General features: G+C 68.1%; 25 protein-coding genes. 16 read left to right on the forward strand and 9 right to left on the reverse strand.

Translation table 11 applies throughout. The features are described 5' to 3' along the window. The first annotated feature begins 1 nt into the window (after position 1). From CCZ27_RS08360 to dnaQ, 3 genes are read left to right on the forward strand one after another with little or no spacing between them, the layout of a single operon-like run. Complete coding sequence (locus CCZ27_RS08360; protein WP_096447259.1) at positions 2-739, forward strand: class I SAM-dependent methyltransferase; 738 nt, start codon at positions 2-4, stop codon at positions 737-739. Continuing rightward, on the forward strand, positions 739-1,197 hold the full coding sequence (gene rnhA / locus CCZ27_RS08365; RefSeq protein ID WP_096447261.1) for a ribonuclease HI: 459 nt from the start codon (positions 739-741) through the stop codon (positions 1,195-1,197). Before CCZ27_RS08360 ends, rnhA begins: the two co-directional genes overlap by 1 nt. A 49-nt stretch (positions 1,198-1,246) precedes the next feature. After that, a complete protein-coding gene (gene dnaQ / locus CCZ27_RS08370; RefSeq protein ID WP_096447263.1) occupies positions 1,247-1,969 on the forward strand; it encodes a DNA polymerase III subunit epsilon in 723 nt (240 codons plus the stop codon). Positions 1,970-2,002: 33 nt separating this feature from the next. Here dnaQ and CCZ27_RS08375 read toward each other — a convergent pair whose 3' ends face one another. Genes CCZ27_RS08375 through CCZ27_RS08385 form a run of 3 tightly spaced genes read right to left on the reverse strand, consistent with a single transcriptional unit; the run spans position 2,003 to position 6,219 of the window. Further along, positions 2,003-2,785, reverse strand: coding sequence for a fused MFS/spermidine synthase (locus tag CCZ27_RS08375; RefSeq protein ID WP_096447265.1), 783 nt, complete (start codon positions 2,783-2,785; stop codon positions 2,003-2,005). An 11-nt stretch (positions 2,786-2,796) separates the two neighbouring features. Continuing rightward, positions 2,797-5,397, reverse strand: a complete 2,601-nt coding sequence (gene mutS, locus CCZ27_RS08380) for a DNA mismatch repair protein MutS (protein WP_232516604.1) — start codon at positions 5,395-5,397, stop codon at positions 2,797-2,799. Between the two features lie 21 nt (positions 5,398-5,418). Further along, on the reverse strand, positions 5,419-6,219 hold the full coding sequence (locus CCZ27_RS08385; RefSeq protein ID WP_096447267.1) for an inositol monophosphatase family protein: 801 nt from the start codon (positions 6,217-6,219) through the stop codon (positions 5,419-5,421). A 122-nt stretch (positions 6,220-6,341) separates the two neighbouring features. On the opposite strand from CCZ27_RS08385, the gene CCZ27_RS08390 reads away from it, so the two are divergent. The 12 genes from CCZ27_RS08390 (at position 6,342) to CCZ27_RS08445 (ending at position 15,329) form a co-directional block, all read left to right on the forward strand. Next, positions 6,342-7,073, forward strand: a complete 732-nt coding sequence (locus CCZ27_RS08390) for an RNA methyltransferase (RefSeq protein WP_096447269.1) — start codon at positions 6,342-6,344, stop codon at positions 7,071-7,073. Between the two features lie 150 nt (positions 7,074-7,223). Next, on the forward strand, positions 7,224-7,988 hold the full coding sequence (gene cysE, locus CCZ27_RS08395; RefSeq protein WP_096447271.1) for a serine O-acetyltransferase: 765 nt from the start codon (positions 7,224-7,226) through the stop codon (positions 7,986-7,988). A gap of 119 nt (positions 7,989-8,107) precedes the next feature. Further along, positions 8,108-8,590 (forward strand): Fe-S cluster assembly transcriptional regulator IscR, encoded by a 483-nt coding sequence (gene iscR / locus CCZ27_RS08400; protein ID WP_096447273.1) that lies wholly within the window; start codon positions 8,108-8,110, stop codon positions 8,588-8,590. Between the two features lie 13 nt (positions 8,591-8,603). After that, positions 8,604-9,752 carry a cysteine desulfurase family protein gene (locus CCZ27_RS08405; RefSeq protein WP_096447275.1) on the forward strand — a complete coding sequence of 383 codons (1,149 nt, stop codon included), beginning with the start codon at positions 8,604-8,606 and terminating at the stop codon, positions 9,750-9,752. 44 nt (positions 9,753-9,796) lie between these two features. Next, positions 9,797-11,008 carry an IscS subfamily cysteine desulfurase gene (locus CCZ27_RS08410; RefSeq protein WP_096447277.1) on the forward strand — a complete coding sequence of 404 codons (1,212 nt, stop codon included), beginning with the start codon at positions 9,797-9,799 and terminating at the stop codon, positions 11,006-11,008. A gap of 67 nt (positions 11,009-11,075) precedes the next feature. Continuing rightward, positions 11,076-11,459: a Fe-S cluster assembly scaffold IscU gene (gene iscU, locus CCZ27_RS08415; RefSeq protein ID WP_096447279.1), complete on the forward strand. Its 384-nt coding sequence runs from the start codon at positions 11,076-11,078 to the stop codon at positions 11,457-11,459. Between the two features lie 20 nt (positions 11,460-11,479). Then, positions 11,480-11,803 (forward strand): iron-sulfur cluster assembly protein IscA, encoded by a 324-nt coding sequence (gene iscA / locus CCZ27_RS08420; protein WP_096447281.1) that lies wholly within the window; start codon positions 11,480-11,482, stop codon positions 11,801-11,803. A gap of 15 nt (positions 11,804-11,818) precedes the next feature. Beyond that, positions 11,819-12,352, forward strand: coding sequence for a Fe-S protein assembly co-chaperone HscB (hscB, locus tag CCZ27_RS08425; RefSeq protein WP_096447283.1), 534 nt, complete (start codon positions 11,819-11,821; stop codon positions 12,350-12,352). 21 nt (positions 12,353-12,373) lie between these two features. Further along, on the forward strand, positions 12,374-14,242 hold the full coding sequence (hscA, locus tag CCZ27_RS08430; protein WP_096447285.1) for a Fe-S protein assembly chaperone HscA: 1,869 nt from the start codon (positions 12,374-12,376) through the stop codon (positions 14,240-14,242). 25 nt (positions 14,243-14,267) lie between these two features. Continuing rightward, on the forward strand, positions 14,268-14,609 hold the full coding sequence (fdx, locus tag CCZ27_RS08435; protein WP_096447287.1) for an ISC system 2Fe-2S type ferredoxin: 342 nt from the start codon (positions 14,268-14,270) through the stop codon (positions 14,607-14,609). Further along, positions 14,609-14,803 (forward strand): Fe-S cluster assembly protein IscX, encoded by a 195-nt coding sequence (gene iscX, locus CCZ27_RS08440; RefSeq protein ID WP_096447289.1) that lies wholly within the window; start codon positions 14,609-14,611, stop codon positions 14,801-14,803. The genes fdx and iscX overlap by 1 nt, the downstream gene beginning before the upstream one ends. Positions 14,804-14,828: 25 nt before the next feature. Next, on the forward strand, positions 14,829-15,329 hold the full coding sequence (locus tag CCZ27_RS08445) for a glutathione peroxidase (protein WP_096447291.1): 501 nt from the start codon (positions 14,829-14,831) through the stop codon (positions 15,327-15,329). An 87-nt stretch (positions 15,330-15,416) separates the two neighbouring features. On the opposite strand, the gene CCZ27_RS08450 is transcribed toward CCZ27_RS08445, so the two are convergent. The 6 genes from CCZ27_RS08450 to dapC form a co-directional block, all read right to left on the reverse strand. Beyond that, the gene (locus CCZ27_RS08450; protein WP_096447293.1) at positions 15,417-15,863 is read right to left on the reverse strand and encodes a response regulator; all 447 of its coding nucleotides are present in this window, start codon (positions 15,861-15,863) and stop codon (positions 15,417-15,419) included. A gap of 79 nt (positions 15,864-15,942) precedes the next feature. Beyond that, positions 15,943-16,911 carry a 50S ribosomal protein L3 N(5)-glutamine methyltransferase gene (gene prmB / locus CCZ27_RS08455; protein ID WP_096447295.1) on the reverse strand — a complete coding sequence of 323 codons (969 nt, stop codon included), beginning with the start codon at positions 16,909-16,911 and terminating at the stop codon, positions 15,943-15,945. Positions 16,912-16,988: 77 nt separating this feature from the next. Then, positions 16,989-18,125 (reverse strand): succinyl-diaminopimelate desuccinylase, encoded by a 1,137-nt coding sequence (gene dapE, locus CCZ27_RS08460; protein ID WP_096447297.1) that lies wholly within the window; start codon positions 18,123-18,125, stop codon positions 16,989-16,991. Positions 18,126-18,165: 40 nt separating this feature from the next. Beyond that, the gene (locus CCZ27_RS08465) at positions 18,166-19,350 is read right to left on the reverse strand and encodes a PilT/PilU family type 4a pilus ATPase (RefSeq protein ID WP_096447299.1); all 1,185 of its coding nucleotides are present in this window, start codon (positions 19,348-19,350) and stop codon (positions 18,166-18,168) included. A gap of 109 nt (positions 19,351-19,459) precedes the next feature. Further along, the gene (dapD, locus tag CCZ27_RS08470; RefSeq protein ID WP_096447301.1) at positions 19,460-20,281 is read right to left on the reverse strand and encodes a 2,3,4,5-tetrahydropyridine-2,6-dicarboxylate N-succinyltransferase; all 822 of its coding nucleotides are present in this window, start codon (positions 20,279-20,281) and stop codon (positions 19,460-19,462) included. A 13-nt stretch (positions 20,282-20,294) separates the two neighbouring features. Beyond that, the gene (gene dapC / locus CCZ27_RS08475; RefSeq protein ID WP_096452349.1) at positions 20,295-21,494 is read right to left on the reverse strand and encodes a succinyldiaminopimelate transaminase; all 1,200 of its coding nucleotides are present in this window, start codon (positions 21,492-21,494) and stop codon (positions 20,295-20,297) included. Positions 21,495-21,633: 139 nt separating this feature from the next. Here dapC and CCZ27_RS08480 point away from each other — a divergent pair, with 139 nt between their 5' ends. Continuing rightward, positions 21,634-25,278 carry a chromosome segregation protein SMC gene (locus CCZ27_RS08480; RefSeq protein WP_232516605.1) on the forward strand — a complete coding sequence of 1,215 codons (3,645 nt, stop codon included), beginning with the start codon at positions 21,634-21,636 and terminating at the stop codon, positions 25,276-25,278. Positions 25,279-25,299 lie beyond the last annotated feature (21 nt).

Raw genomic sequence — 25,299 nt, forward strand, 5'->3', positions numbered from 1 at the left:
CATGTCAATCCCCGGCCTGTCGGAATGGCTGCAGACACCGCAGGGCCTGTACCTGCTCGAGTGGGAACATGCCGCCTTCGACCAGATGGTGGCGGACGTGTTCGGCTACTACGCGCTGCAGATCGGCATGACGGAACTCGATTTCCTGCGCACCAACCGGATGCCGTTCCGCTTCCGTTGTGCGGCGTCCGGCCCGGGCGAGGTGCTGGCGAACGAGTTCGAGCTGCCGTTCGCCGGCACGAGCCTCGACCTGGTGCTGCTGCCGCACGTCCTGGAATTCTCGCGCCAGCCCCACCAGGTGCTGCGCGAGGTCGAGCGCGTGCTGGTGCCGGAGGGCAGCGTCATCATCTCCGGCTTCAATCCGCTGAGCCTGTGGGGCGTGCGGTGGGTCGGCGCGCGCGGCGGCGGCAACTTTCCGTGGACGGGGCAGTACCGCACGGCGATGCGCATCAAGGACTGGCTCACGCTGCTCGGCTTCGAGGTGCAGGCGGGACGGTTCGGCTGCTACGTGCCGGCAGTCGGTTCGGCGAAATGGCTCGACCGCTGGCAGGTGCTGGACTACGCCGGCAGGCGCTGGTGGCCGGTATGCGGGGCGGCCTACATGCTGCATGGGGTCAAGCGGGTGCAGGGCATGCGGCTGATCACGCCGAAGTGGCGCGACGAGCGGCGCTCGGCCAAGAGACTGTCGCCGGTTGCGCAACGCAATGGCGGCGGGAAAATCACGAAAAGCGAAGATTGATGGAAGAAGTCGATATCTATACGGACGGTGCATGCAGCGGCAATCCGGGCCCCGGCGGCTGGGGCGCGATCCTGCGGGCGGGCGGGCACGAGAAGGAACTCTGGGGCGGCGAGCCGGCGACGACGAACAACCGCATGGAACTGCTGGCGGTGATCCGCGCGCTCGATGCGCTGAAGCGGCCGGTGATGGCGCGGGTGCACACCGACAGCCAGTACGTGCAGAAGGGTATCTCGGAGTGGATACACAACTGGAAGGCGCGCGGCTGGAAGACGGCGTCGAAGGAGCCGGTGAAGAATGCCGACCTGTGGCGCGAACTCGACGAGGCCGCCTCGCGGCACCAGGTGAAGTGGCTGTGGGTGCGGGGCCATGCCGGACACCCGGAAAACGAACGCGCCGACGCGCTGGCACGCCGCGGCGCCCAGGCCGCGCGCGCATCGGGCAGCGTGGTGCAGGGCTGAGCCCGGCACGCGCATCCCGCGGACAACGACGGACGAACCAGGACAGCAAATGCGACAAATCGTACTCGACACCGAAACCACCGGCCTCGACTGGCGCAACGGCGACCGCGTGATCGAGATCGGCTGCGTCGAACTGATGAACCGCAGCCTCACCGGGCGGCATTACCACGTGTTCATCAACCCCGGACGCGGCATCGATGCGGAAGCGGTGGCGGTGCACGGCATCACCGAGGAGTTCCTCGCCGACAAGCCGAAGTTCGGCGAGATCGCGGTGGGGTTCGAGGACTTCGTGCGCGACGCCGAGTTGATCATCCACAACGCGAGCTTCGACGTCGGCTTCCTCGACTACGAACTCGATCTGCTCGGCCGGTCCAAGCTCGGCCAGCTCTGCGCCGGCGTCATCGACACGCTGAGGATGGCCAAGGAGCAGAATCCGGGCAAGAAAGCCTCGCTGGATGCGCTGTGCGATCGCTACGAGATCGACAACGCCCACCGCACGCTGCACGGCGCACTGCTCGACGCCGAACTGCTCGCCGAGGTCTACCTGGCGATGACGCGCGGCCAGGAGAGCCTGATCATGGCGCTCGAGGACGAAGATGCGAGGGGCGACGCGGACGTTGCCGGCGGGCTGATCGAACGCCGGCCGCAGAAAGTGCTGCGCGCGAGCGAAACCGAACTCGCCGCGCATCACGACGTGCTGGCCGGGATCGCGAAGGCGAACAAGGGCCTGTGCCTGTGGCTGCCGCCGGAGCAGGAAAGCACGGCGGCGTGACGCGGGAACGCCTGCCCGAACGCCCGGCCGTCGTCAGAGCGTCAGCACGCCGCCCGGCAGGGTGCCGGCCTGTTCGAGCCGGGTGACGGTCGGCAGCAGGTCCAGGCCGGAGGCGGCCTTCAGCGCGGCAGCCCGCCGGCGCAGTTCGGGGATGTCGCGTTCGACGGGTTCGCCGTCCGCGCAGAAGGCGACGACGTTGCCGCTGTCGCAGGAGGGGAAGGCCAGCACGCGATCGTCGAAGGCGGTGATCATGCGCTCCAGGCTGGCCTTGTAGCCCCGCGAGCGGCCGAACAGGTTCACCGCGATCAGGCCCTGCGCCGTCAGCCGGGTGCGCAAAGCCTGGTAGAAGGGCAGCGTGTCGAGGGCACCGGCGCGCGCATTGCGGTCGAAGCCATCCACCAGCACGTAGTCGAAACGCCGCTCGCGCTCGAGCACGTATTGCGCGCCGCAGCCGACATGGATCGAAAAGCGGCCGTCCTCCGGCGGCAGCCGGAAGAACTGGCGCGCGGCGGCCACCACCGAGGGCTCGATCTCGACCACCTGGATGCGTGCCTGCGGGCAGTGGCGGTAGACGAACTTCGCCAGCGAGGCGGCGCCGAGGCCGATGATCAGCACCTTCCGCGGCCACTGGCCGGCATCCTGCGCGGGGTTTTCGTGCAGCCCGTCGCGCAGCAGCAGGCCGGCCATCATCTCGCGGGTGTAGGCGAGTTCCAGCGCATTGGGCTTGCGGATGCGCATCGCGCCCTGCACCCAGTCGGAGCCGAAGTGCAGGTAGCGGACACCGGCCGCTTCCGAAATGTCGATCGGGATGCCCATGACCGGTACGCTCAGCCTGCGAGGCGCTTCAGGCTGTAGAGGCGCTCGAGCGCCTCGCGCGGGGTGAGCGCGTCGGGGTCGATGTCGGCGAGCGCGGTCAGCACCGGATGCGACAGCGGCCCGGCCTCGGGTTCGGGCAGCAGCGCGAACAGGTCGGCCTGCGGACCGGCGCCGATCTCGCGGTTCTCCAGCGCGCGCAGCCTGCGCTTGGCATCGCGGATCACCGGCGCCGGAATGCCCGCCAGCGCGGCGACCTCGATACCGTAGCTCTGGCTCGCCGGCCCTTCTTCCAGTGCATGCAGGAAGACGATGCGGTGGCCGTGCTCGACCGCGTCCAGATGCACGTTGGCGCATTCCGGGTAATCCGCGTTCAGGCGCGTCAGCTCGAAATAGTGGGTCGCGAACAGCGTCAGGCTGCGGTTCTTCTCGAGCAGTTGCCGGGCGATCGCGAAGGCCAGCGCGAGACCGTCGAAGGTGGAGGTGCCGCGGCCGATCTCGTCCATCAGCACCAGGCTGTGCTCGGTGGCGCCGTGCAGGATGGCGGCGGCTTCCGTCATCTCGACCATGAAGGTCGAACGCCCCGAGGCGAGATCGTCCGAGGCGCCGATGCGGGTGAAGATCGCATCCAGCGGGCCGATCCCGGCAGCGTCGGCCGGCACGAAGCTGCCGACGTGCGCCAGCAGGCAGATCAGCGCCACCTGGCGCATGAAGGTGGATTTGCCGCCCATGTTGGGGCCGGTGATCATCAGCATGCGCCGCGTGGCGGCAAGGCGCGCGTCGTTGCGGATGAAGTTCTCGACCTGGCGCTCGACCACCGGGTGGCGGCCGCCGTCGATGCGGATGCCGGGCTGCTCGCCGAATGAGGGGCGCACGTAGCCGCAGCGCAGCGCGGCCTCGGCGAAGGCGGCGAGGCCGTCGAGCGTGGCGAGCGCGCGGGCGATGCGCTGGAGGGCCGGGATGTGGCCGGCAAGCTCGTCGAGGATGCCGTCGTACAGCAGCTTCTCGCGCGCCAGCGCGCGCTCGCTGGCCGACAGCGCCTTGTCCTCGAAGCTCTTCAGTTCGGGCGTGATGTAGCGCTCTGCGTTCTTCAGCGTCTGGCGCCGGCGGTAGTCGTCCGGCACCTTGTCGGCGTTGGCGCGGCTGACCTCGATGTAGAAGCCATGCACCTTGTTGAATTCGACCTTGAGGCTGGCGATGCCGGTGCGTTCGCGCTCGCGCGCTTCCAGCGCCAGCAGGAATTCGCCGCAGTTGTTCTGGATGCCGCGCAGTTCGTCGAGTTCGGCATCGTAGCCGGGGGCGATCACGCCGCCGTCGCGGATCATGGCCGCCGGCTCGGGCGCGATGGCCGCCTGCAGGAGGCCGAGCGCCTCCGGTGCAATGATCAGCGCGCGCGCAAGCTCGACGCTCAGCGCGGCATTGGCGCCACGCAGGGCGTGGCCGAGTTCCGGCAGGCGCACGAGGCTCTCGCGCAGGGCCGACAGGTCGCGCGGGCGCGCGCTGCGCAAGGCGATGCGCGCGGTGATGCGGTCGACGTCGGCGACGCCGCGCAGCGCGGCACGCACCGCCGCGGCGACGCTTCCGTCGCCGTCGCCGACGAGTTCGGCCACCGCCTCGTGGCGCGCCGCCGGCACGGCGCGATCGCGCAGCGGGTGATGCAGCGCGTGGCGCAGCCAGCGCGAGCCCATGCTGGTGACGCAGGTATCGAGCAGCGACAGCAGGGTGGGAGCCGGTTCGCCGCGCAGGGTTTCTGTGAGTTCGAGGTTGCGGCGGGTGGCGGCGTCCAGACGCAGGTATTCGGATTCGCGTTCGACGACGAGGCCGGTGACGTGGGCGAGGCTTTGCTGCTGGGTGGCGCGGGCGTACTCGTAGAGGGCCGCGGCGGCGCCGAGCGCCACCGGCAGGCCCTCGACGCCGAAGCCGGCGAGGTCGCGCGTGCCGAAATGCCCGGTCAGCAGGCGCGTACCGGTGTCGGCATCGAACTGCCAGTCGGCGAGGCGCCGCAGGGCGGGCGACAGCGTCTCGATGAGAGGCAGGGACAGGCCGTCGGGCACCAGCACCTCGGCCGGGCGCAGGCGTTCGAACTGGGCCTGCAGCGCCTCGGCCGGGCATTCCATCAGCCGCAGGTCGCCGTTGGCGAGGTTCAGCCACGCCAGCCCGAGCGTGCCGCGATGCAGGCTGGCGGCAAGCAGCAGGGCGTCGCGGCGCTCGTCGAGCAGCGCCGCGTCGGTCAGCGTGCCCGGCGTGACGATGCGGCTGACCGCTCGCTCCATCGGCCCCTTGGTGGCACCGGGTTCGCCGACCTGCTCGGCGATCACCACCGATTCACCCAGCTTGACCAGCCTCGCCAGGTACTGCTCCACGGCATGGAAGGGCACGCCCGCCATGCGGATCGGCTCGCCGTTGGACTGGCCGCGGGTGGTCAGCGTGATGTCGAGCAGGCGGGCCGCCTTCTCGGCGTCCTCGAAGAAGAGTTCGTAGAAGTCGCCCATGCGGTAGAACAGCAGCGTGTCGGGGTGCTGAGCCTTCAGGCTCAGGTACTGCTGCATCATGGGGGTGTGCCCGTCCAGCGCGCGCGCAGGCGCGGCCGACGGGCTGGCGGCTTGTCTGTTCATCGACGATCCGGAAGCGCCGCCTCAAGCCTGCATGTTGGCCGGGCGGTAGGACTGGATGATGGGCAGGATCTGGCCGAAGATCTTGGGCGAGCCGGCGACCACGTTGCCGGTGGCCATGAAGTTGCCTTCGCCCGACAGGTCGGACACCAGGCCCCCGGCTTCCTGAATCAGCAGCGCGCCGGCCGCCATGTCCCACGGCGACAGGCCCATCTCCCAGAAACCGTCGAGGCGGCCCGCGGCGACGTAGGCGAGGTCCAGCGCCGCCGCGCCCGGACGGCGGATGCCGGCGGTCTTCTGCGTCAGTTCCCTGAACATCGCCAGGTAGGCGTCGACGTTGTCGAACTGGCGGAAGGGGAAGCCGGTGCCGAGCAGGGATTCGTTGAGCCGCGTGCGGCGCGACACGCGGATGCGGCGGTCGTTCAGGAAGGCACCGCCGCCGCGGCTGGCGGTGAACAGTTCGTTGGCGACCGGATCGTAGACGACCGCGTGTTCGAGCACGCCGTTCTTCGTCTGCGCGATCGAGACCGCGTACTGCGGAAAGCCGTGGATGAAGTTGGTGGTGCCGTCCAGCGGATCGATGATCCAGTTGAACTCGCTGTCCGGCCCGGACTCGCCGGACTCCTCTGCTAGAATCCCGTGCCCCGGGAAGGCGTCGCGCAGGACTTCGATGATCGCCTTCTCCGCCGCATGGTCCACCTCGGTCACGAAATCGTTCGGCGACTTCGACTGCACGCTGAGCAGGTCGAGCTGGGTGGAGGCGCGGTTGATGACGGTGGCTGCGCGGCGCGCGGCCTTGATGGCGATGTTCAGGGTGGGATGCATGCGGTGCGGTCTCGGTTGAAGAAGCGGGGCGGCGGGACCGATGCGTCTTCGCGGGCAACGAAGGTCGCAACGAAGGTCGCCGAAGCCGTCCGGCGAAATGCTGAAAAACGTTGGATTTTAATATGAATCGACCCCTTGCGCTCGAGCGTGTCCGGGTCGTGCTGTCGCGCACCAGCCATCCGGGCAACATCGGCGCGGCCGCACGCGCGATGAAAACGATGGGCCTGAGCCGGCTGTGGCTGGTCGCGCCCGACAGCTTCCCCGATCCGGTGGCCGCCGCGCGGGCCTCCGGCGCCGACGACATCCTGGCCGGCGCGCGCGTCGTTTCGTCGCTGCAGGAAGCGCTGGCCGATACGGTGTTCGCCGCCGCCTTGACCGCGCGCCGGCGCGAATTGTCGCTGCCGCGCATGCACGCGCGCGAGGCCGCGGAGGTGATCGTGGATCGCACCCGGGACGGCGAGGTGGCGCTGGTGTTCGGCAACGAAACGAGCGGCCTCACCAACGAGGACGTCGGCCTGTGCAGCCTGCCGGTGTCCATCCCGGCGAATCCGGACTTCTCGTCGCTGAACCTGGGCGCCGCGGTGCAACTGCTGTGCTACGAACTCCGCCTGGCCGCGCTGCGGCCGCCGCCGCCCGAGGAGCCTCGGCCGGAATTCGCCACGCACGAACAGTTCGAGGGCTTCATGGCGCATCTCGAGCGCGTGGTCACGGCCAGCGGTTTTCACGACCCGGCCAATCCGCGGCGGCTGTTGCCGCGCATGCGGCGCCTGTTCAACCGCGTCCGCCTGGAGAAGGAAGAAGTCGCCATCCTGCGAGGCATGCTGACGACCTTCGAACAACCCAAGCGGCGCTGAATGGGCCCCGTCCATGCGCAGCCGCACGGCCGGCGGGGATTCCGGGCCGTGGCAGGTGTTTCGCGTGCGGACATAAGTCGATTAAAATAGTCGGGAATTCTCACATCCCGCCCATCTCTTCCATCAACCCGATTCCGAGAAAGGAGCCCCATGTTCAGCCGTCTGCGTGAAGACCTGGCCAGCGTTCGCGAACGCGATCCCGCAGCCCGTTCCACGTTCGAGGTGCTGACCTGTTACCCGGGCGTCCATGCGCTGATCTTCCATCGGCTCGCGCATGCGGCCTGGGCGCGGGGTTTCCACTGGCTCGGCCGCTTCACCAGCCACATCAGCCGCTTCCTCACCGGCATCGAGATCCATCCCGGAGCGGTGATCGGCCGCCGCGTGTTCATCGACCACGGCATGGGCACGGTCATCGGCGAGACCGCCGAGATCGGCGACGACTGCACGATCTACCAGGCGGTGACGCTCGGCGGCACGTCGCTGTACCGTGGCACCAAGCGCCACCCGACGCTGGGCAGGGGCGTGGTGGTCGGCGCGGGCGCCAAGGTGCTGGGCGGCTTCACCGTCGGCGACGGCGCGAAGATCGGTTCCAACGCGGTGGTGGTCAAGCCGGTTCCTCCGGGCGCCACCGCCGTCGGCAACCCGGCGCGCCTGATCGACCCGGCACGCGATGCCGCGGATGCCGCGCGCGAGCAGAAGGCCGAGCAGATGGGCTTTTCCGCCTACGGCGTGACCCGCGACATGGATGACCCGGTGTCCAAGGCGCTGCACGGCCTCCTGGACCATTCGGTGGAGACCGACCGCCGGTTGCAGGCCATCATCGAGCGGCTGGAGGCGGCGGGCATCAAGCTCGACGACACGGTTGCCCCGGCGGACCGCTTCGATGCCTCGCAGTTGTCGAAGATGGTCGATTGATGGCCTTGATTGCAAAGATCAATCCCGCGATTAGTTGACTGTTTTTGTCGGGTTAAGTATAGTCGAGCGAATTGTTCGGGTATTGATCCGGCAACATCTGCCGAAATCGAGGGTTCATCATGAGACTGACGACCAAAGGGCGTTTCGCCGTGACTGCGATGATCGATCTGGCCGCGCGCCAGACCGATGGGCCGGTGACGCTGGCGGGGATTGCCGAGCGGCAGAAGATCTCCCTGTCGTATCTCGAACAGCTTTTCGGCAAGCTGCGCCGCCACAAGCTGGTGTCGAGCGTGCGCGGGCCGGGCGGCGGCTACCGCCTGGCGCGTGAAATGAATGCGATCACCGTCGCCGACATCATCATCGCGGTGGACGAGCCGCTCGATGCCACCCAGTGCGGCGGCAAGCAGAACTGCCGCGACGAGCATCGCTGCGCCACCCACGACCTGTGGGCGAACCTGAACAAGCGCATGTATGCCTACCTGGATTCGGTGACGCTGAGCGCGCTGGTCAATCGCGAGGTCAAGCCCGACGCCGACATGGCGGTGCTGAAGAACATCCGCCGCCGCGCCGGCATCGTCGTGCGCGAAGCCGCTGCCGCCTGAGAGCCCGATCTGCATGTTCGCCCCGGCCTATCTCGACTGGAACGCCACCACGCCGCTCGATCCGGTGGTGCGCGAGGCCATGCTGCCGTGGCTCGAGATGCGCTACGGCAACGCCTCCAGCCGCCACGAGTACGGCCGGCAGGCGAGGGCGGCCATCGACGAGGCGAGGGCGAAGGTCGCGGCCGCGGTCGGTGCGCACCAGACCGAGGTGATCTTCACCAGTGGCGGCTCGGAGGCGAACAACCTGTTCATCAAGGGCGCGGCCTCGGTGCAGAAGCCGGGCACGGTGGCGGTGAGCGCCATCGAGCACCCCTGCGTGCGCGAACCGGCCCGGCAGTTGCGCCGCAGCGGCTGGACCCTGCGCGAGATCGCCGTCGATGGCGAAGGGCGCATCGATGCCGACGACTGGCGCGCGGTGCTGGCCGCGCGCCCGGCCCTGGTGTCGGTGATGGCGGCGAACAACGAGACCGGCGTGCTGCAGGACATCGCCGCGCTGGCGCGCGAGGCGCGCTCGTCGGGCGCCTGGTTCCACTCCGACGCGGTGCAGGCGCTGGGCAAGGTCGGGCTGGATTTCCGTGCGCTGGGCGTTCATGCGATGACGCTGTCGGCGCACAAGATCGGCGGCCCGCTCGGCGCGGGCGCGCTGGTGGTGGACAAGCGGGTCGAACTGGCGCCGCTGATCGCCGGCGGCGGGCAGGAGCGCGGGCTGCGTTCCGGCACCGAGAACGTCGCCGCCATCGTCGGCTTCGGCGTGGCCTGCGAGCGCGCGGTGAGCCGCCGCGACGGCGAGGCCGTCCGGCTGGCAGCCTTGCGCGACCGGGTCGAGGCGGCCTTGCCGGCCTGGGGCGCGAAGGTGTTCTCGGCCGGCGCGGCGCGCCTGCCGAACACCTCGTTCTTTGCCGTCGAAGGCATCGACGGCGAGACGCTGGTGGGCAAGCTGGACCGCGCGGGCTTTGCCTGCGCCAGCGGTTCGGCATGTTCCAGCGCCGATCCGGAACCGTCGCACGCCCTGCTGGCGATGGGCGTGTCGCCCGAGCTGGCGCGGGGCGCCCTGCGCGTGAGCCTGGGGCGCGACACGACGGCGGAGGAGGTCGAGCGCTTCGTCGCCACCTTCGGCCGCATCGTCGGCGAATTGAAGAATCTGGCCGCGATCGCGGTCTGAAGTTCGAAAGACATCTGCACAACACGTACCTGCGGAGAGACGCAATGCTGAAGTTCCCGATCTACCTCGACTACTCGGCCACCACGCCGGTGGACCCGCGAGTTGCCGCGAAGATGATTCCCTGGCTGACCGAGCACTTCGGCAACCCGGCGAGTCGTTCGCACGCCTTCGGCTGGGAAGCCGAGAAGGCGGTCGAGGAGGCGCGCGAGGAGGTCGCGAAGCTGGTGAATGCGGACCCGAAGGAGATCATCTGGACCTCGGGCGCGACCGAATCGAACAACCTCGCGATCAAGGGCGCGGCGCATTTCTACCAGGGCAAGGGCAAGCACGTCATCACGCTGAAGACCGAGCACAAGGCGGTGCTCGACACCTTCCGCGAACTGGAGCGCGAGGGCTTCGAAGCCACCTATCTCGACGTGCAGGAAAACGGCCTGCTCGACCTCGACGCATTCAAGGCCGCGCTGCGCCCGGACACCATCCTGGTGTCGGTGATGTTCGTGAACAACGAGATCGGCGTCATCCAGCCGATCGCCGAGATCGGCGAGATCTGCCGCGCGAAGGGCATCGTCTTCCACGTGGATTCGGCGCAGGCCACCGGCAAGGTCGACATCGACCTGGAAAAGCTCAAGGTGGACCTGATGAGCTTCTGCGCGCACAAGACCTACGGGCCCAAGGGCGTCGGCGCGCTCTACGTGCGCCGCAAGCCGCGCGTGCGCCTGGAAGCGCAGATGCACGGCGGCGGCCACGAGCGCGGCCTGCGCTCGGGCACCTTGCCGACGCACCAGATCGTGGGCATGGGCGAATCCTTCCGCATCGCACGCGAAGAGATGGCCGAGGAAAACGCCCGCATCCGGCGCCTGCGCGACAAGCTGCTGAAAGGGCTGACCGACATCGAGGCGACCTACGTCAACGGCGACCTGGAGCACCGCGTGCCGCACAACCTGAACATCTCGTTCGCCTACGTGGAAGGCGAGTCGCTGATCATGGCGATCAAGGACATCGCCGTGTCTTCCGGCTCGGCCTGCACCTCGGCCAGCCTTGAGCCGTCCTACGTGCTGCGCGCGCTCGGGCGCAACGACGAACTGGCGCACAGCTCGATCCGCTTCACGCTGGGCCGCTTCACCACCGAGGAAGAGATCGACTACACGATCGACCTGCTGCACAAGAAGATCGGCAAGTTGCGTGAACTGTCGCCGCTGTGGGAAATGGTGCAGGACGGTGTGGACCTGGACGCCGTCCAGTGGGCCGCCCACTAGAGACCTCGGCAGACCGCATAGAACGAACCCCCGACACAGAGATCACAAAGACAGCAGGAGAAATAAAATGGCCTACAGCGAAAAGGTCCTGGACCACTACGAAAACCCCCGCAACGTCGGCTCTTTCGCCAAGGACGAGGAAGGCGTGGCCACCGGCATGGTGGGCGCGCCCGCCTGTGGCGACGTGATGAAGCTGCAGATCAAGGTCGGCAGGGACGGCGTGATCGAGGACGCCAAGTTCAAGACCTACGGCTGCGGATCGGCGATCGCCTCGAGTTCGCTGGTCACCGAGTGGGTGAAGGGCAAGACGCTCGACCAGGCGCTCGAGATCAAGAACACGCAGATCGCCGAGGAACTCGCGCTGCCGCCGGTCAAGATCCACTGCTCCATCCTGGCCGAGGATGCGATCAAGGCGGCGGTCGCCGACTACAAGAAGAAGCACGAAGCCTGATTCACGAGCGGGAGAGAACCATGGCTGTCACGCTTTCCGAAAACGCAGCAAAGCACGTTTCCAATTTCATCTCCAGGCGCGGCAAGGGCGTCGGCATCCGCCTGGGCGTCAAGACCTCGGGTTGTTCCGGCATGGCCTACAAGCTCGAGTTCGTCGACGAGACGCAGGGCGAGGACATGGTGTTCGAGAGCCACGGCGTGAAGATCATCGTCGATCCGAAGAGCCTGCCCTATCTCGACGGCACCGAACTCGACTTCGTCCGCGAGGGCCTCAACGAAGGGTTCAAGTTCAACAACCCGAACGTCAAGGATCAGTGCGGCTGCGGCGAGAGCTTCAACGTCTGACGCAAGCTCACGGGCATGAGCATCGATCTGACGCAGGACTACTTCACCCTGTTCGGCCTGCCGCGCCAGTTCGCCATCGACGAGTCGGCGCTGGAGGCGGCGTGGCACGAGCTGCAATCCCAGGTCCACCCCGATCGCTACGCCCATCTGCCCGACGTCGACAAGCGCCTGTCGATGCAGTGGGCGACGCGGGTGAACGAAGGTTTCCGCATCCTGAAGAAGCCGCTCGAGCGCGCGCAGTATCTGCTCGAGCTGGCGAGGGTCGATACGGCGCTGGAAACCAACACGGTCATGTCGCCGGAGTTCCTGATGGAACAGATGGAATGGCGCGAGGCCGTCGAGGAGGCGCGCGAGGCCGGCGAGGTGGAAGAACTGGAGCAGCTTCACCACCGCCTCCGGCTCCACGCCCGGGACGTCAGGGACGGGCTGGCGCGGCAACTGGACGAAGCGCGTGACTACACGGCCGCGGCCGACACCGTGCGTCGGCTGATGTTCATCGACAGGCTGCAACACGAGATCGACGAGGCCCTGCTGGCCCTCGAAGAATAAAGAACGGCACGGAACACCCACATGGCCCTGCTGCAAATCGCCGAACCCGGCATGTCCGCCGAGCCGCACAAGCACCGGCTCGCCGTGGGCATCGACCTGGGCACCACGAATTCGCTGGTCGCGACCGTACGCAACGGCATCGCGGTCTGCCTCGCGGACGAAACCGGCCGCCCCATGCTGCCCTCGGTCGTGCGCTACCGCGGCGACGGCAGCATCGACGTCGGCCACAAGGCCATGGCCGCGCAGGCGACGGATGCGAAGAACACGATCGTTTCGGTCAAGCGCTTCATGGGCCGCGGCCTGAAGGACGTCGCCCACGTCGAGACCATGCCATACGACTTCGAGGACAGCACCGGCATGGTGCGCCTTCGCACCGTGCAGGGGGTCAAGAGCCCGGTCGAAGTCTCGGCCGAGATCCTGCGCACCCTGCGCAGGCGGGCGGAAGCGAGCCTGGGCGGCGAACTCGTCGGCGCGGTCATCACCGTGCCGGCCTATTTCGACGACGCGCAGCGCCAGGCGACCAAGGATGCGGCCATGCTCGCCGGCCTGCCGGTACTGCGCCTGCTCAACGAACCGACCGCGGCGGCGGTGGCCTACGGGCTGGACAACGCCGCCGAGGGCGTCTATGCGGTGTACGACCTGGGCGGCGGCACGTTCGATCTGTCCATCCTGAAACTGTCGCGCGGCGTGTTCGAGGTGCTGTCCACCAACGGCGACGCGGCGCTGGGCGGGGACGATTTCGACCATCGCCTGTTCTGCTGGATACTGGACAACGCAGATATCGCCCCGCCGTCGCTGGAAGACGCGCGCCGGCTGCAGATGAAGGCGCGCGAGGCCAAGGAACTGCTCAGCACCTGCGAAGAGGCGTCGGTCCACGCGATGCTCCGCTCCGGCGAGGAGGTGAACCTGGTTGTCACCCGCGACGAGTTCACCGCGATGACGCGCCACCTGGTGCAGAAGACGCTGGTCCCGGTACGCAAGGCGCTGCGCGATGCCGGCCTGGCGCCGGACGAGGTCAAGGGCGTGGTGATGGTGGGCGGCGCGACCCGCATGCCGCACATCCAGCGCGCGGTGGCCGAGTACTTCGGCCAGGAACCGCTGACCAACCTCGATCCCGACAAGGTCGTCGCGCTCGGCGCGGCCATGCAGGCCAACGTGCTCGCCGGCAACCGCAGGGACGAGGACGACTGGCTGCTGCTCGACGTGATCCCGCTGTCCCTCGGGCTGGAGACGATGGGCGGGCTCACCGAGAAGGTCATTCCGCGCAACTCCACGCTGCCCATCGCCCGCGCGCAGGAATTCACCACGTTCAAGGACGGGCAGACCGCGATGGCCTTCCACGTGGTGCAGGGCGAGCGCGAGCTGGTGTCGGACTGCCGCTCGCTGGCCCGCTTCGAGCTGCGCGGCATCCCGCCGATGGTGGCGGGCGCGGCACGCATCCGGGTGAGTTTCCAGGTGGATGCGGACGGCCTGCTGTCGGTGTCGGCGCGCGAGATGTCCTCGGGCGTCGAGGCCAGCGTGCTGGTCAAGCCGTCCTACGGCCTGACCGACAGCGAGATCGCCGGCATGCTGAAGTCCGGCGTCGAGCATGCCGGCGACGACATGCTGGCACGCGCGCTGCGCGAGCAGCAGGTCGAGGCCGAACGCGTCATCGAGGCCACCGAGCATGCGATGGCGCAGGACGGCGCGCTGCTGTCCGACGAAGAACGCACGGCCATCGGGCAGTGCATCGCGACGCTGCGCGAGCTGTGCCGGGAGCGGGATCACCGTGCGATCAAGGCCGGCATCGACGCGCTCGCCCGAGCCACCGACGACTTCGCCGCCCGCCGCATGGACAACAGCATCCGCGGCGCGCTGGCCGGCCACAAGGTGGATGAATTCGAGGTTTGACCTCGCAACGAATCATTCTGAAAACATGACCCAGATCATCGTCCTTCCCCATGTCGAACTCTGTCCCGATGGCAGCGTGATCGAGGCCGAGCGCGGCAAGTCGGTGTGCGAAAGCCTGCTCGCCGGCGGCGTCTACATCGAGCACGCCTGCGAGATGTCCTGCGCCTGCACCACCTGTCACGTGATCGTACGCGAGGGGTTCGAAACCCTCCCGTCCGCCGAAGAAGAGGAGGAAGACCTGCTCGACAAGGCATGGGGCCTGGAGCCGCAGTCGCGCCTGTCGTGCCAGGTGGTGGTCGGCGACACGCCGCTGGTGATCGAGATCCCCCGCTACACGATCAACATGGCCAGGGAGGGCAAGCACTGATGAAGTGGACGGAGGTGCAGGAAATCGCGATCCAGCTCGCCGACGCGCATCCCGACGTCGATCCGCTGAAGATCAATTTCGTCGATCTGATGAACTGGGTATTGGCGCTGCCCGAATTCGACGACGACCCCACGCATTGCGGGGAGCGCATCCTCGAAGGCATCCAGCAAGCCTGGATCGACGAAGTCGCCTGAAACCGGCTTGAACGGGAGAATCACGATGAGCGAAACGACGGTATTCGATTTCGAAACGCGCAGCCTCGATGGCGCGCCCATGCCGCTGGCGGTCCATCGCGGCAAGGTGCTGCTCATCGTGAATACCGCCAGCAAATGCGGCTTCACCCCGCAGTACGCTGGGCTGGAGGCGCTGCAGCAAAGATTCGCGGCACGGGGCTTCAGCGTCATCGGTTTTCCCTGCAACCAGTTCGGCGCGCAGGAGCCCGGCACCGCTGCCGAGATCGGGGCGTTCTGCGAGAAGAACTATGGGGTGAGCTTCCCGCTGTCGGAAAAGATCGAGGTCAATGGCGAACATGCCCATCCCCTGTATCGCCATCTGACGAGCGCCGCGCCGGGCGTGCTCGGCACCGAGGCGATCAAATGGAACTTCACCAAGTTCCTGGTCGATCCGCAGGGCAGGGTGATCAGGCGCTACGCGCCGACCTCGGCGCCGGAGTCGATCGCCGGCGACATCGAGGACGAGCTGAAGGCCGCGGGAAAATAGATGGTGGATGGGCCGCGACCGGTTTGCCGCGGCATCCGGCTGTGGCGATCCGCCGCCGCGTAGCCTGCCGAGGCCATCGCGAGGGCCTCAGTAGGCGCTGCCCACCTTGGCATCGACCGTCTCGTTGAGCGCCAGCCAGTACTGGCCGATGAGATTTATCGCCTGCAGGAAGCGCTCGTAATCCACCGGCTTGCGGATGTAGCTGTTCGCGCCGAGGCGGTAAGCCTGCTGCACGTCGAGGTCTTCGCGCGAGGTGGTGAGCACCACCACCGGCAGCAGCGCGGTGCGTTCGTCGGCGCGAATGCGCCGCAGCACTTCGAGACCGTCCATCCGCGGCAATTTCAGGTCCAGCAGCACGACTGCCGGCAGCACGGCCGGCTGGCTGCCCGCGCCGAAGAGATACTCGAGCGCCTCGATCCCGTCGTGGGCCACCACCATCGGGTTCCTGATGCCGTGCTTGCCGAAGGCGCGCAGCGTCAGGGCTTCGTCGTCCGGATTGTCCTCGATGATGAGGATGGGTCGATTGTTGGACATCTCGCTTCTCCCCGGCAGCGGCGATCTAACGATGATTGCGATTCAGTCTGGCCCTGCCCCGACGCGATGAAGCCGGGGTTCAGCCCGCAGCGCCGGGCAGATCCTCCCGGTGCAGTACGAACACCATGTCGTCGCCTCCGCGCGTCGACAGCCAGTTGAACGGCAGGTCGGGGAAGGCTCGTTCCACCAGTCGTCGATTGTGCCCGACCTCGACCGCAAGGATGCCATGAGGGTTGAGGTGGCGGGCACCCCCGGCGATCAGCCTGCGCACGACGTCCAGCCCATCCGCACCGGCGGCCAGGGCCATGCGCGGCTCGTGCAGGTATTCGGCGGGCAGGGCGTCCATCGCGTCGGCGGTGACGTAGGGCGGGTTGCTCAGGATCAGGTCGTAGCGGCGGCCTTCCAGGGCATCGAAGACGTCGCTGTTCACCAGCTCGATGCGATCCTCCAGGCCATAGTCGGCCACGTTCTGGCGCGCCACGTCGAGCGCGTCGTCCGACAGGTCCGCCGCGGTGATCGCCGCGCCGGGAAAGGCGTGCGCCATCAGGATGGCGAGGCAGCCCGAACCGGTGCACAGGTCGAGGGCGCGGGTTACCTCGTCGGGGTCCTCGACCAGCGGGGCGAAGCCATCCTCCAGCAGCTCGGCAAAGAAGGAGCGCGGCACGATGACCCGCTCGTCGACGGCGAAACGGAAGTCGCCCAGCCAGGCTTCGCCCACCAGGTAGGCGGTCGGTACGCGATCCACCGCACGGCGTTCGATGGCCTCGAACAGCGGGCCCCGCTCACCGGCGGGAATGCAGGCGTCGAGGAAGGGCTCCAGGCGGTCGAGCGGTAGCGCGAGCGTGGCCAGGATCAGCCAGACGGCCTCGTCGTAGGTGTCGGCGACGCCGTGGCCGCAGAAGACATGGGCGCGGTTGAAGCGCGTCACCGCGTAGCGCAGCCAGTCCCGCACGGTGACGAGTTCGGCGAGCGGGCCGTGCTCGTGTTCGTGATCCTCATCGCAATCGCAGTCGTGATGATGATCGTGGTCGTGGATCGCATCGGTCATGGTGTCGTTCTCATGATGGCGGCAGCCGGACGGCCGCCGCGGAAAGAAAGGCGGCGAAAAGGCCGGGGCGGCGCGGTTCAGGCAAGCAGCCTGGCCATCGCCCGTTCGTACACGGCGGCAAGCGGGGCGAGCGCATCGACGGCGATGTGTTCGTTCACCTTGTGGATCGACGCGTTGACCGGCCCGAATTCCACCACCTCGCGGCAGATGTCGGCGATGAAGCGCCCGTCGGAGGTGCCGCCGGTGGTCGACAGCTCGGTGTCCACCGCGAGGGTTTCGCGAATGGCGTCCGACAGCGCCGCCACCAGCCTGCCGCGGCCGGTGATGAAGGGTTTGCCCGACAGGTGCCAGTCGATCTCGTATTCCAGGCCGTGGCGGTCGAGCACCTCGCGGGTGCGGGCCTCGAGGCTTTCGGCACTCGACACCGAGGCAAAACGGAAATTGAACATGACCTCGCATACGCCCGGGATCACGTTGTTCGCGCCGGTGCCGGCGTGGATGTTCGAGACCTGCCAGGTCGTCGGCGGGAAGAACTCGTTGCCCTCGTCCCATTTCGTCGCAGCCAGTTCGGCCAGCGCGGGCGCGAACCGATGGACGGGATTGCGCGCCAGATGCGGATAGGCGACGTGGCCCTGCAGCCCCTTCACCCGCAGCGTGGCCGACAGCGAGCCCCGCCGGCCGTTCTTGATGGTGTCGCCCAGCACGGCGACCGAGGTCGGCTCGCCGACGATGCAGTAGTCCAGCCTTTCGCCGCGGGCGGCCAGCGCTTCCACGACCTTGACCGTTCCGTGCGTGGCGGCCCCTTCCTCGTCGGAGGTGAGCAGCAGCGCGATGCTGCCTGCGTGCGAGGGATGCGCGGCGACGAAACGCTCGATGGCGACGACGAAGGCGGCGAGGGAGGATTTCATGTCGGCAGCGCCGCGTCCGTACAGCACACCATCGCGGATGGTCGGCTCGAACGGCGGCGTCGCCCAGGCGTCGAGCGGGCCGGTCGGGACGACGTCGGTGTGGCCGGCGAAGCACAGCACGGGTTGTGCCCGGCCGCGCCGGGCCCACAGGTTGGAAACGCCGCCGCCGTCGATGCGTTCGCAGGCGAAGCCGAGCGGCGCCAGGCGCGCCGCGATGACGTCCAGGCAGCCAGAATCGTCGGGGGTGACGGAGTGGCGCGCGATCAGTTCGCGGGCCAGGGCGAGTGTCGGGTCGTCGGAGGACATCGTTGTCGTGGAAAAGGTGGAGGAGCGAGCCGTGCGGTGGCTAGCGCTCGGAGTCCTGGTCGAGGTTGAGCGTCAGTTCGGCGAAGGACGGGCCGTCCTGCTGGTTCCCCTCGAAACTGACCAGCGAGCTGTTGGCGGCAGGGCCGGTCTTCAGACCTTCGTCATCGAACTTGGCATTGTTGATCAGCCACGACAGATTGGTCGGGGAGTCGGCATTGGCGAGCGCCTCGTCGAGCGAGATCACCTTTTCGTGGTACAGCCGGAACAGGTCCTGCTCGAAGGTCTGGGAGCCGGGCGCCAGGCTCTGCTCCATTGCCTCCTTGATCTCGTTGACGCTGCCGTGTTCGATCAGCTCGGCGATGTGCCGCGTGTTCATCATGATCTCGACCGCCGGCGTGCGCTTGCTGTCGGGCTTGCGCACGAGGCGCTGCGACACGATGCAGCGCAGGGCCACGGCGAGGTCGAGATAGAGCAGTTGCCGGTTCTCGAGCGGAAAGAAGTTGATGATGCGGTTCAGCGCGTGGTAGGCGTTGTTGGCATGCAGCGTCGCCAGGCACAGGTGGCCGGTCTGCGAATAGGCCAGGGCCGCCTGCATGGTTTCGCGGTCGCGGATCTCGCCGATCAGGATGCAGTCGGGCGCCTGCCGCATCGCGTTGCGCAGGGCTTCTTCCCAGCTCAGCGTGTCGATGCCGACCTCGCGCTGGTTGACCACCGACTTGCGATGCTGGAAGAGGTATTCGATCGGGTCCTCGACCGTCAGGATGTGGCCCGGCTTGTGGCGGTTGCGGTGATCGAGCATCGACGCCAGCGTCGTCGACTTGCCCGAGCCGGTGGCGCCCACGACCAGGATCAGGCCGCGCTTCTCGAGCACCAGCTCGGTGAGGACGTCGGGCAGGCCGAGTTCCGAAACGGTCGGGATCTCGCTCTGGATGAAGCGCACCACGATCGCCATCGAGTTGCGCTGCCAGAAGACATTGACGCGGAAATTCCCCAGGTCGCGCCGCCCGAACGACAGGTTCAGCTCGCGCTCGCGCTGGAACCGCGCCATCTGCTCCGGCGTGATGGCCTCGGCAACCATGCGCTGGACCACGGATGGTTCCATGATCTGCTGGTTGATCGGCATCGTGTGGCCCTGGATCTTGATGTTGATCGGGGCACCGGCGGTGATGAACAGGTCCGACGCCTGCTTGTCGGCCATCAACTGGAACAGACTGTCGAAGATCATCCGGTTCGGACTCCTTGACCCGTGGCGGGGTGCTGCGGCCGACGCATGCCGGGCGGCGAAAACGGCGGGCCTGCGCAGGCGGCCACTGCCGTCGCCGCGCCCCGGCGCGTCAGGCGCCGCGCAGCAGTTCGTTGATGCCGGTCTTCGCGCGCGTCTGGGCGTCCACCTTCTTGACGATCACCGCGCAGTACAGGCTGTACTTGCCGTCGGCCGACGGCAGGCTGCCCGGCACCACGACCGCGCCGGCCGGAATGCGGCCGTAGGTGACCTCGCCGGTTTCCCGGTCGTAGATCTTGGTGCTCTGGCCGATGTAGACCCCCATCGACAGCACGGCGTTTTCCTCGATGACGACCCCTTCCACAACCTCGGAGCGGGCGCCGACGAAGACGTTGTCCTCGATGATCACCGGGCCGGCCTGCACCGGCTCCAGCACGCCGCCGATGCCCACGCCGCCGGACAGGTGCACGTTCTTGCCGATCTGCGCGCACGAGCCGACGGTGGCCCAGGTGTCGACCATGGTGCCTTCGTCGACGTAGGCGCCGATGTTCACGTACGACGGCATCAGCACCACGTTCTTGCCGATGTAGCTGCCCTTGCGCGCGGTGGCGGGCGGCACGACGCGGAAGCCGCCGGCGCGGAACTGCTCCGGGGTGTAGTCGCCGAACTTCGTCTGCACCTTGTCGAAGTAGTTCAGCGCGCCGGCGGGCATCAGCTCGTTGTCGCGCAGGCGGAACGAAATCAGCACCGCCTTCTTGATCCACTGGTTCACCACCCACTGGCCTTCCTTCTTCTCGGCTACGCGCAGCGTGCCGGCATCCAGGCCGGCGATGACCTGTTCCACGGCGTCGCGGATCCCCGCCGGAGCGGACGAGGGCGACAGGTTCGCGCGATTTTCGAAGGCGTCGTCGATGATGTTTTGCAGAGCTTGCATGAACACGGGTCTCTCAGAGTTTTTGACAGAAGGCGATGAGGCGCTCGGCCGCTTCCACGCATTCGTGCGTGTCGGCCACCAGCGCGATGCGGACGAAGCCGGCGCCGGGATTGATTCCGTGGGCTTCGCGGGCGAGGTAGCTGCCCGGCAGGACGGTCACATTATATTCAGCCTGCAGACGCCGGGCGAAATCGGTGTCCGGCAGGCCCTGCGGCACGCCGGCCCACAGGTAGAAGCCGGCATCCGGCACGTCGGTCGCCAGCCAGGGCTTGAGCATCGGCACGATGCGGGCGAACTTCTCGCGGTACAGGCGGCGGTTTTCGGCGACGTGCTCCTCATCGTTCCAGGCGGCCACCGACGCCGCCTGTACCGCCGGATTCATCGCGCAGCCGTGATAGGTGCGGTAGCGCAGGAACTCGGCGAGGATGCGCGCATCGCCGGCGACGAAGCCCGAGCGCATGCCGGGCACGTTGGAGCGCTTGGACAGGCTGGAGAACATCACCACGTTGCGGAAGTCGGTGCGGCCCAGGCGCCAGGCCGCCTCCAGGCCGCCGATGGGCCTGGCGCCATCGTCGAAGTAGATCTCCGAATAGCACTCGTCGGCGGCGATCACGAAACCGTGGAGGTCGGACAGCTCGAACAGCCGCTTCCATTCGTCCAGGCCCAGCACATGGCCGGTGGGGTTGCCCGGCGAGCACACATAGACCAGTTGCACGTCGCGCCAGGTGGCGTCCGGCACGGCGTCGAAATCGTAGGCGAAGCCGTCCTGCGGCAGCGTGTTGAGGAACACGGGCTCGGCACCGGCAAGCAGGGCCGCGCCCTCGTAGATCTGGTAGAAGGGGTTGGGGCTCGCGACCCTGGCGCCGGGACGGCTGCCGTCGACCACGCACTGCGCGAATGCGAACAGGGCCTCGCGCGAGCCATTCACCGGGACCACCTGCACCGCCGGATCGATCCAGGGCAGGCCGTAGCGGCGCTCCAGCCAGCGGGCGATGGCGCCGCGCAGCGCGTCGCTGCCCAGGGTCGTGGGATAGGTCGCCAGCCCGCCGAGGTTGTCGGCCAGGGTCTGGCGGATGAAGCCGGGCGTCGGATGCTGCGGTTCGCCGATCGACAGGCGGATCGGCTTCAGGCCCGCGGGCGGCGCGATGCCGTCGAACAGTGCGCGCAGCTTCTCGAACGGATAGGGCTGGAGGCGGTCGAGGTTCGGATTCACTTTGGAACAATTTCCGCCCATCGGTGCGGACGGGCGGGGCAGTGGGGAAGACGGACGATGTTATCATGGCGCGCCCCGCCGGCGTCCGATGCGCTCGCGGCACCTCCATCGCCCTCCAGAACGCCCCGTTCCTCCAGAAGTGCGCCTTTCGAAGCTCAAACTCGCCGGTTTCAAGACCTTCGTCGATCCGACGACCGTGCTGACGCCGGGCAACCTCGTCGGTGTCGTGGGGCCGAACGGCTGCGGCAAGTCGAACATCATCGACGCGGTGCGCTGGGTGCTGGGCGAGACGCGCGCCTCGGCGCTGCGCGGCGAGTCGATGCAGGACGTGATCTTCAACGGCTCGACCACGCGCAAGCCGGTTTCCCGCGCCAGCGTCGAACTGGTGTTCGACAACCACGAAGGGCGCGCGTCGGGGCAGTGGTCGCGCTATGCGGAAATCTCCGTCAAGCGGGTACTGGACCGCAGCGGCGAGTCCACCTATTACATCAACAACGTCCATGTGCGCCGCAAGGACGTCATCGATCTCTTCCTCGGTACCGGCCTGGGGCCGCGCGCCTACGCGATCATCGAGCAGGGCATGATCTCGCGCATCATTGAGGCGCGGCCGGAGGAAATCCGCGGCTTTCTCGAGGAAGCCGCCGGCGTCACCAAATACCGCGAGCGGCGCAAGGAAACCGAGGGACGCCTGACCGATGCCCGCGACAACCTCGCCCGCCTCGACGACATCCGCATGGAACTCGGCGAACGCATCGGCCACCTGGAGGCCCAGGCCGAGGTTGCCGCGCGCTATCACACGCTCAACGCGGCGCACGTGCAGAGGCAGCAGTTGCTGTGGCTGCTCAAGCGCAACGAGGCGCAGGCGGAGCACCGGCAGCTTGCCGAAGAGCTGAATCGCAACACCGCCCGCATCGACGCGGACAATGCGCGCGTGCAGGAACTGGAAGCCGCGGTCGAAACCGCCCGCGAGGCGCACTTCGCCGCGTCCGAGGCGGTGCATGCCGCGCAGAGCGATCTCTTCGCGGCCGGCGCCGAGGTGACCCGGCTCGAGACCGAGCTGCAGCATCTGGGCGAGGCGCGCAAGCGGCTCGAGGCGCGGCTGGCGCAGCTCGACGTCGATCATGCGCACTGGACGGCGCGGCGCGAATCGCTGGCGGGCGAGCGCGAGCGCTGGAGCGAACTCGCGGAGAACGCCGCGATGCGCGCCGAGCAGGCCGAAGCGCGCCATGCCGAGATCGCCGATCGTCTGCCCGACGTGGAGGCCGCCCGCCACGCCGCCGACGCGACGATGAGCACGGCACGCCGCGAGCTGGCGCAGACCGAACAGCAACTGCGGGTCGAGGAAGCCAACCGTGCCAGCGCCATGCGTGCGCTCGACGCCCTGCAGCAGCGGCGCGGCCGGCTGGAGGCCGAACGCGGCGGCATCGTGGGCCCGGATGCGCTCGAGATCGCCGAACGCGAAGCGCGCCTCGAAACGCTGCAGGATGCCCTGGAAGCCCAGCAGCAGGAACTCGCCGGCCTTCAGGGCAGCCTGCCCGCGGCACAGGCCGCGCTGAAGGCCGCGCTCGATCATGAACGCGCGGTGCAGCGGCGGCTCACCGAACTGCGCGCACGGCGCGATGCGCTGGTGCAACTGCAGGCGCGCGTGCAGTCCCAGGGCAAGCTCGGCGACTGGCTCAAGCGCCACGGTTTCGAGTCCCTCCCGCCCCTGTGGCGCAGCCTGCGGGTGGAGGAAGGCTGGGAGGCCGCCGTGCAGGCGGTGCTGCGCGAAAGGCTCGCCGCGCTGGTGGCGCCGGATGCCGCCGGCGCGCAGGCGGTGGCGCGGACCATGCTGGACGAAGCGCCGCCGGAGTCGCTCGCGCTCGCCCTTCGCGCCGGCGCCGCAGCGGCGGACGCTCCGGCCGAGGCGGGGGAGGCGCAAGCCGGACGCCCGGCTGCTTCCGGCGGATCTTCCGCGGCCCTGCTTGCGACGCTGCGCAGCATCGTGCCCTCCGCTTCCGGCGACGGGCTGCCGCCTTCATGCCGCCCGCTCGCCGATCACGTTTCGGTGCCGGACCCGGGCCTGCGGCCGCTGGTGGCGGACTTCCTGGACGGTGCGTTCGCCGTCGGGCGGATCGAGGATTGGCTGCCGCAGCATGCCGCGCTGCCGGCCGGCGCGATGCTGGCCGGGCTGCACGGCCAGGTGCTCACCCGCGATGCGCTGATCCACCTGGCGCCCGACAGCCGCACCCATGGCGTCATGGAGCGCCAGCGCGAAATCGATGCGCTGGCCGGACAGCAGCACGCGCTCGAAGCAGAAGCCGGCACCGCGCACGATGCGCTGCTCGCGGCCGAAGCCGATGCCGCCGCGATGCAGGAGCGCGTCAATGCGCTGCGCCGCGAGACCCAGAGCGCACAAGGCCGGCTGCACGCCGAGCAGGTCGAACTGCTCAAGCTCACCCAGGCCCGCAGCCGCGCCGACGAGCGCCATGCCCAGTTGCAGCGCGATCTCGACGACCTCGTCCATCTCGAATCGACCGAACGCGAGCATCTCGCCCGCGCCGAACTCGAGCAGGCCCGCGCCGACGAACTGGCGCAGCTCCAGCGCGAGCGGCTGGATGCCGCCGCCGGGGTGCTGAGCGAGCGCGAGCAGGGCCTGCGCGAACTGCGCGCACTCGAGCAGGCCGCGGGGCGCGACTTGCAGGAAGCGCGCTTCTCCGAGCGTGAATGCGCCGGCAAGCTCGACGACATCGGCCGCAACCTGCAGCTCGCCGCGGAGCAGATCGAGCGCATCGCCGCGGAACGGACGGCCCGCCACGGCGAACTTGAGGCCACCGACGACGCCCGCAGCCGCGAGGCGCTGCAGACCGCGCTCGGCCTGCGCACGAGCCGGGAATCAGCCCTCGCGGCGCGCCGTGATGCGCTGGAGCAGGCCGCGGCGACGCTGCGCCAGACCGAGGAAATGCGCCTGCGCACCGAGCAGGAAGCCGCGCCGATCCGCAACCGCGTGGCCGAGCTGAGGCTGGCGGTGCAGGCCGCCGAGCTTGCCGCCAGCCAGTTCGACGAGCGGCTGGCGGAAGCCGAGGCCGACGAGGCAGCGCTTGCGCCGCTGCTCACGCCCGACCTCAAGGAAACCGGCCTGCAGCGGGAAGTGGCGCGCCTCGCGCGCGAGATCGCCGAACTGGGTGCGGTGAACCTCGCCGCGCTGGACGAACTGCGCGCGGCGACCGAGCGCAAGGGCTACCTCGACGCGCAGACCGAAGATCTGCTGCAGGCGATCGAAACGCTCGAGGACGCGATCCGCCGCATCGATCGCGAAACCCGCGAGCAACTGCAGGAAACCTACAATACCGTCAATCGCCAGTTCGGCACCCTGTTCCCGCAGCTTTTCGGAGGCGGGCGCGCCGAGCTGGTGCTGACGGGCGACGAGATCCTGGATGCCGGCGTCCAGATCGTCGCGCAGCCGCCCGGCAAGAAGAACACCTCCATCCACCTGCTGTCGGGCGGCGAGAAGGCACTGACGGCGATCGCGCTGGTGTTCTCGATGTTCCAGCTCAATCCGGCGCCGTTCTGCATGCTTGACGAGGTGGATGCACCGCTGGACGATACGAACACCGAACGCTACGCGAACATGGTCAAGCGCATGTCATCGCAGACGCAGTTCATCTTCATCAGCCACAGCAAGATCACGATGGAGTTCGCGCAGCAGCTCGTCGGCGTGACGATGCAGGAGCAGGGCGTCTCCCGCGTGGTGGAAGTAGACATCGAAGAAGCGCTGCGCCTGGCCGAACCGGCTGCAGCGTGAAAGCAAGAAGATATTGATTCG

Origin of the sequence: Thauera sp. K11 (genome assembly GCF_002354895.1) — a bacterium.
Lineage (GTDB): Bacteria > Pseudomonadota > Gammaproteobacteria > Burkholderiales > Rhodocyclaceae > Thauera > Thauera sinica.

What these genes read in the sequence shown, in the direction of transcription:
- CCZ27_RS08360 (WP_096447259.1), top strand. Translation starts at nt 2, where the DNA reads ATGTCAATCCCCGGCCTGTCGGAATGGCTGCAGACACCGCAGGGCCTG.
- rnhA (WP_096447261.1), top strand. Translation starts at nt 739, where the DNA reads ATGGAAGAAGTCGATATCTATACGGACGGTGCATGCAGCGGCAATCCG.
- dnaQ (WP_096447263.1), top strand. Translation starts at nt 1,247, where the DNA reads ATGCGACAAATCGTACTCGACACCGAAACCACCGGCCTCGACTGGCGC.
- CCZ27_RS08375 (WP_096447265.1), bottom strand. Translation starts at nt 2,785, where the DNA reads ATGGGCATCCCGATCGACATTTCGGAAGCGGCCGGTGTCCGCTACCTG.
- mutS (WP_232516604.1), bottom strand. Translation starts at nt 5,397, where the DNA reads ATGAACAGACAAGCCGCCAGCCCGTCGGCCGCGCCTGCGCGCGCGCTG.
- CCZ27_RS08385 (WP_096447267.1), bottom strand. Translation starts at nt 6,219, where the DNA reads ATGCATCCCACCCTGAACATCGCCATCAAGGCCGCGCGCCGCGCAGCC.
- CCZ27_RS08390 (WP_096447269.1), top strand. Translation starts at nt 6,342, where the DNA reads ATGAATCGACCCCTTGCGCTCGAGCGTGTCCGGGTCGTGCTGTCGCGC.
- cysE (WP_096447271.1), top strand. Translation starts at nt 7,224, where the DNA reads ATGTTCAGCCGTCTGCGTGAAGACCTGGCCAGCGTTCGCGAACGCGAT.
- iscR (WP_096447273.1), top strand. Translation starts at nt 8,108, where the DNA reads ATGAGACTGACGACCAAAGGGCGTTTCGCCGTGACTGCGATGATCGAT.
- CCZ27_RS08405 (WP_096447275.1), top strand. Translation starts at nt 8,604, where the DNA reads ATGTTCGCCCCGGCCTATCTCGACTGGAACGCCACCACGCCGCTCGAT.
- CCZ27_RS08410 (WP_096447277.1), top strand. Translation starts at nt 9,797, where the DNA reads ATGCTGAAGTTCCCGATCTACCTCGACTACTCGGCCACCACGCCGGTG.
- iscU (WP_096447279.1), top strand. Translation starts at nt 11,076, where the DNA reads ATGGCCTACAGCGAAAAGGTCCTGGACCACTACGAAAACCCCCGCAAC.
- iscA (WP_096447281.1), top strand. Translation starts at nt 11,480, where the DNA reads ATGGCTGTCACGCTTTCCGAAAACGCAGCAAAGCACGTTTCCAATTTC.
- hscB (WP_096447283.1), top strand. Translation starts at nt 11,819, where the DNA reads ATGAGCATCGATCTGACGCAGGACTACTTCACCCTGTTCGGCCTGCCG.
- hscA (WP_096447285.1), top strand. Translation starts at nt 12,374, where the DNA reads ATGGCCCTGCTGCAAATCGCCGAACCCGGCATGTCCGCCGAGCCGCAC.
- fdx (WP_096447287.1), top strand. Translation starts at nt 14,268, where the DNA reads ATGACCCAGATCATCGTCCTTCCCCATGTCGAACTCTGTCCCGATGGC.
- iscX (WP_096447289.1), top strand. Translation starts at nt 14,609, where the DNA reads ATGAAGTGGACGGAGGTGCAGGAAATCGCGATCCAGCTCGCCGACGCG.
- CCZ27_RS08445 (WP_096447291.1), top strand. Translation starts at nt 14,829, where the DNA reads ATGAGCGAAACGACGGTATTCGATTTCGAAACGCGCAGCCTCGATGGC.
- CCZ27_RS08450 (WP_096447293.1), bottom strand. Translation starts at nt 15,863, where the DNA reads ATGTCCAACAATCGACCCATCCTCATCATCGAGGACAATCCGGACGAC.
- prmB (WP_096447295.1), bottom strand. Translation starts at nt 16,911, where the DNA reads ATGACCGATGCGATCCACGACCACGATCATCATCACGACTGCGATTGC.
- dapE (WP_096447297.1), bottom strand. Translation starts at nt 18,125, where the DNA reads ATGTCCTCCGACGACCCGACACTCGCCCTGGCCCGCGAACTGATCGCG.
- CCZ27_RS08465 (WP_096447299.1), bottom strand. Translation starts at nt 19,350, where the DNA reads ATGATCTTCGACAGTCTGTTCCAGTTGATGGCCGACAAGCAGGCGTCG.
- dapD (WP_096447301.1), bottom strand. Translation starts at nt 20,281, where the DNA reads ATGCAAGCTCTGCAAAACATCATCGACGACGCCTTCGAAAATCGCGCG.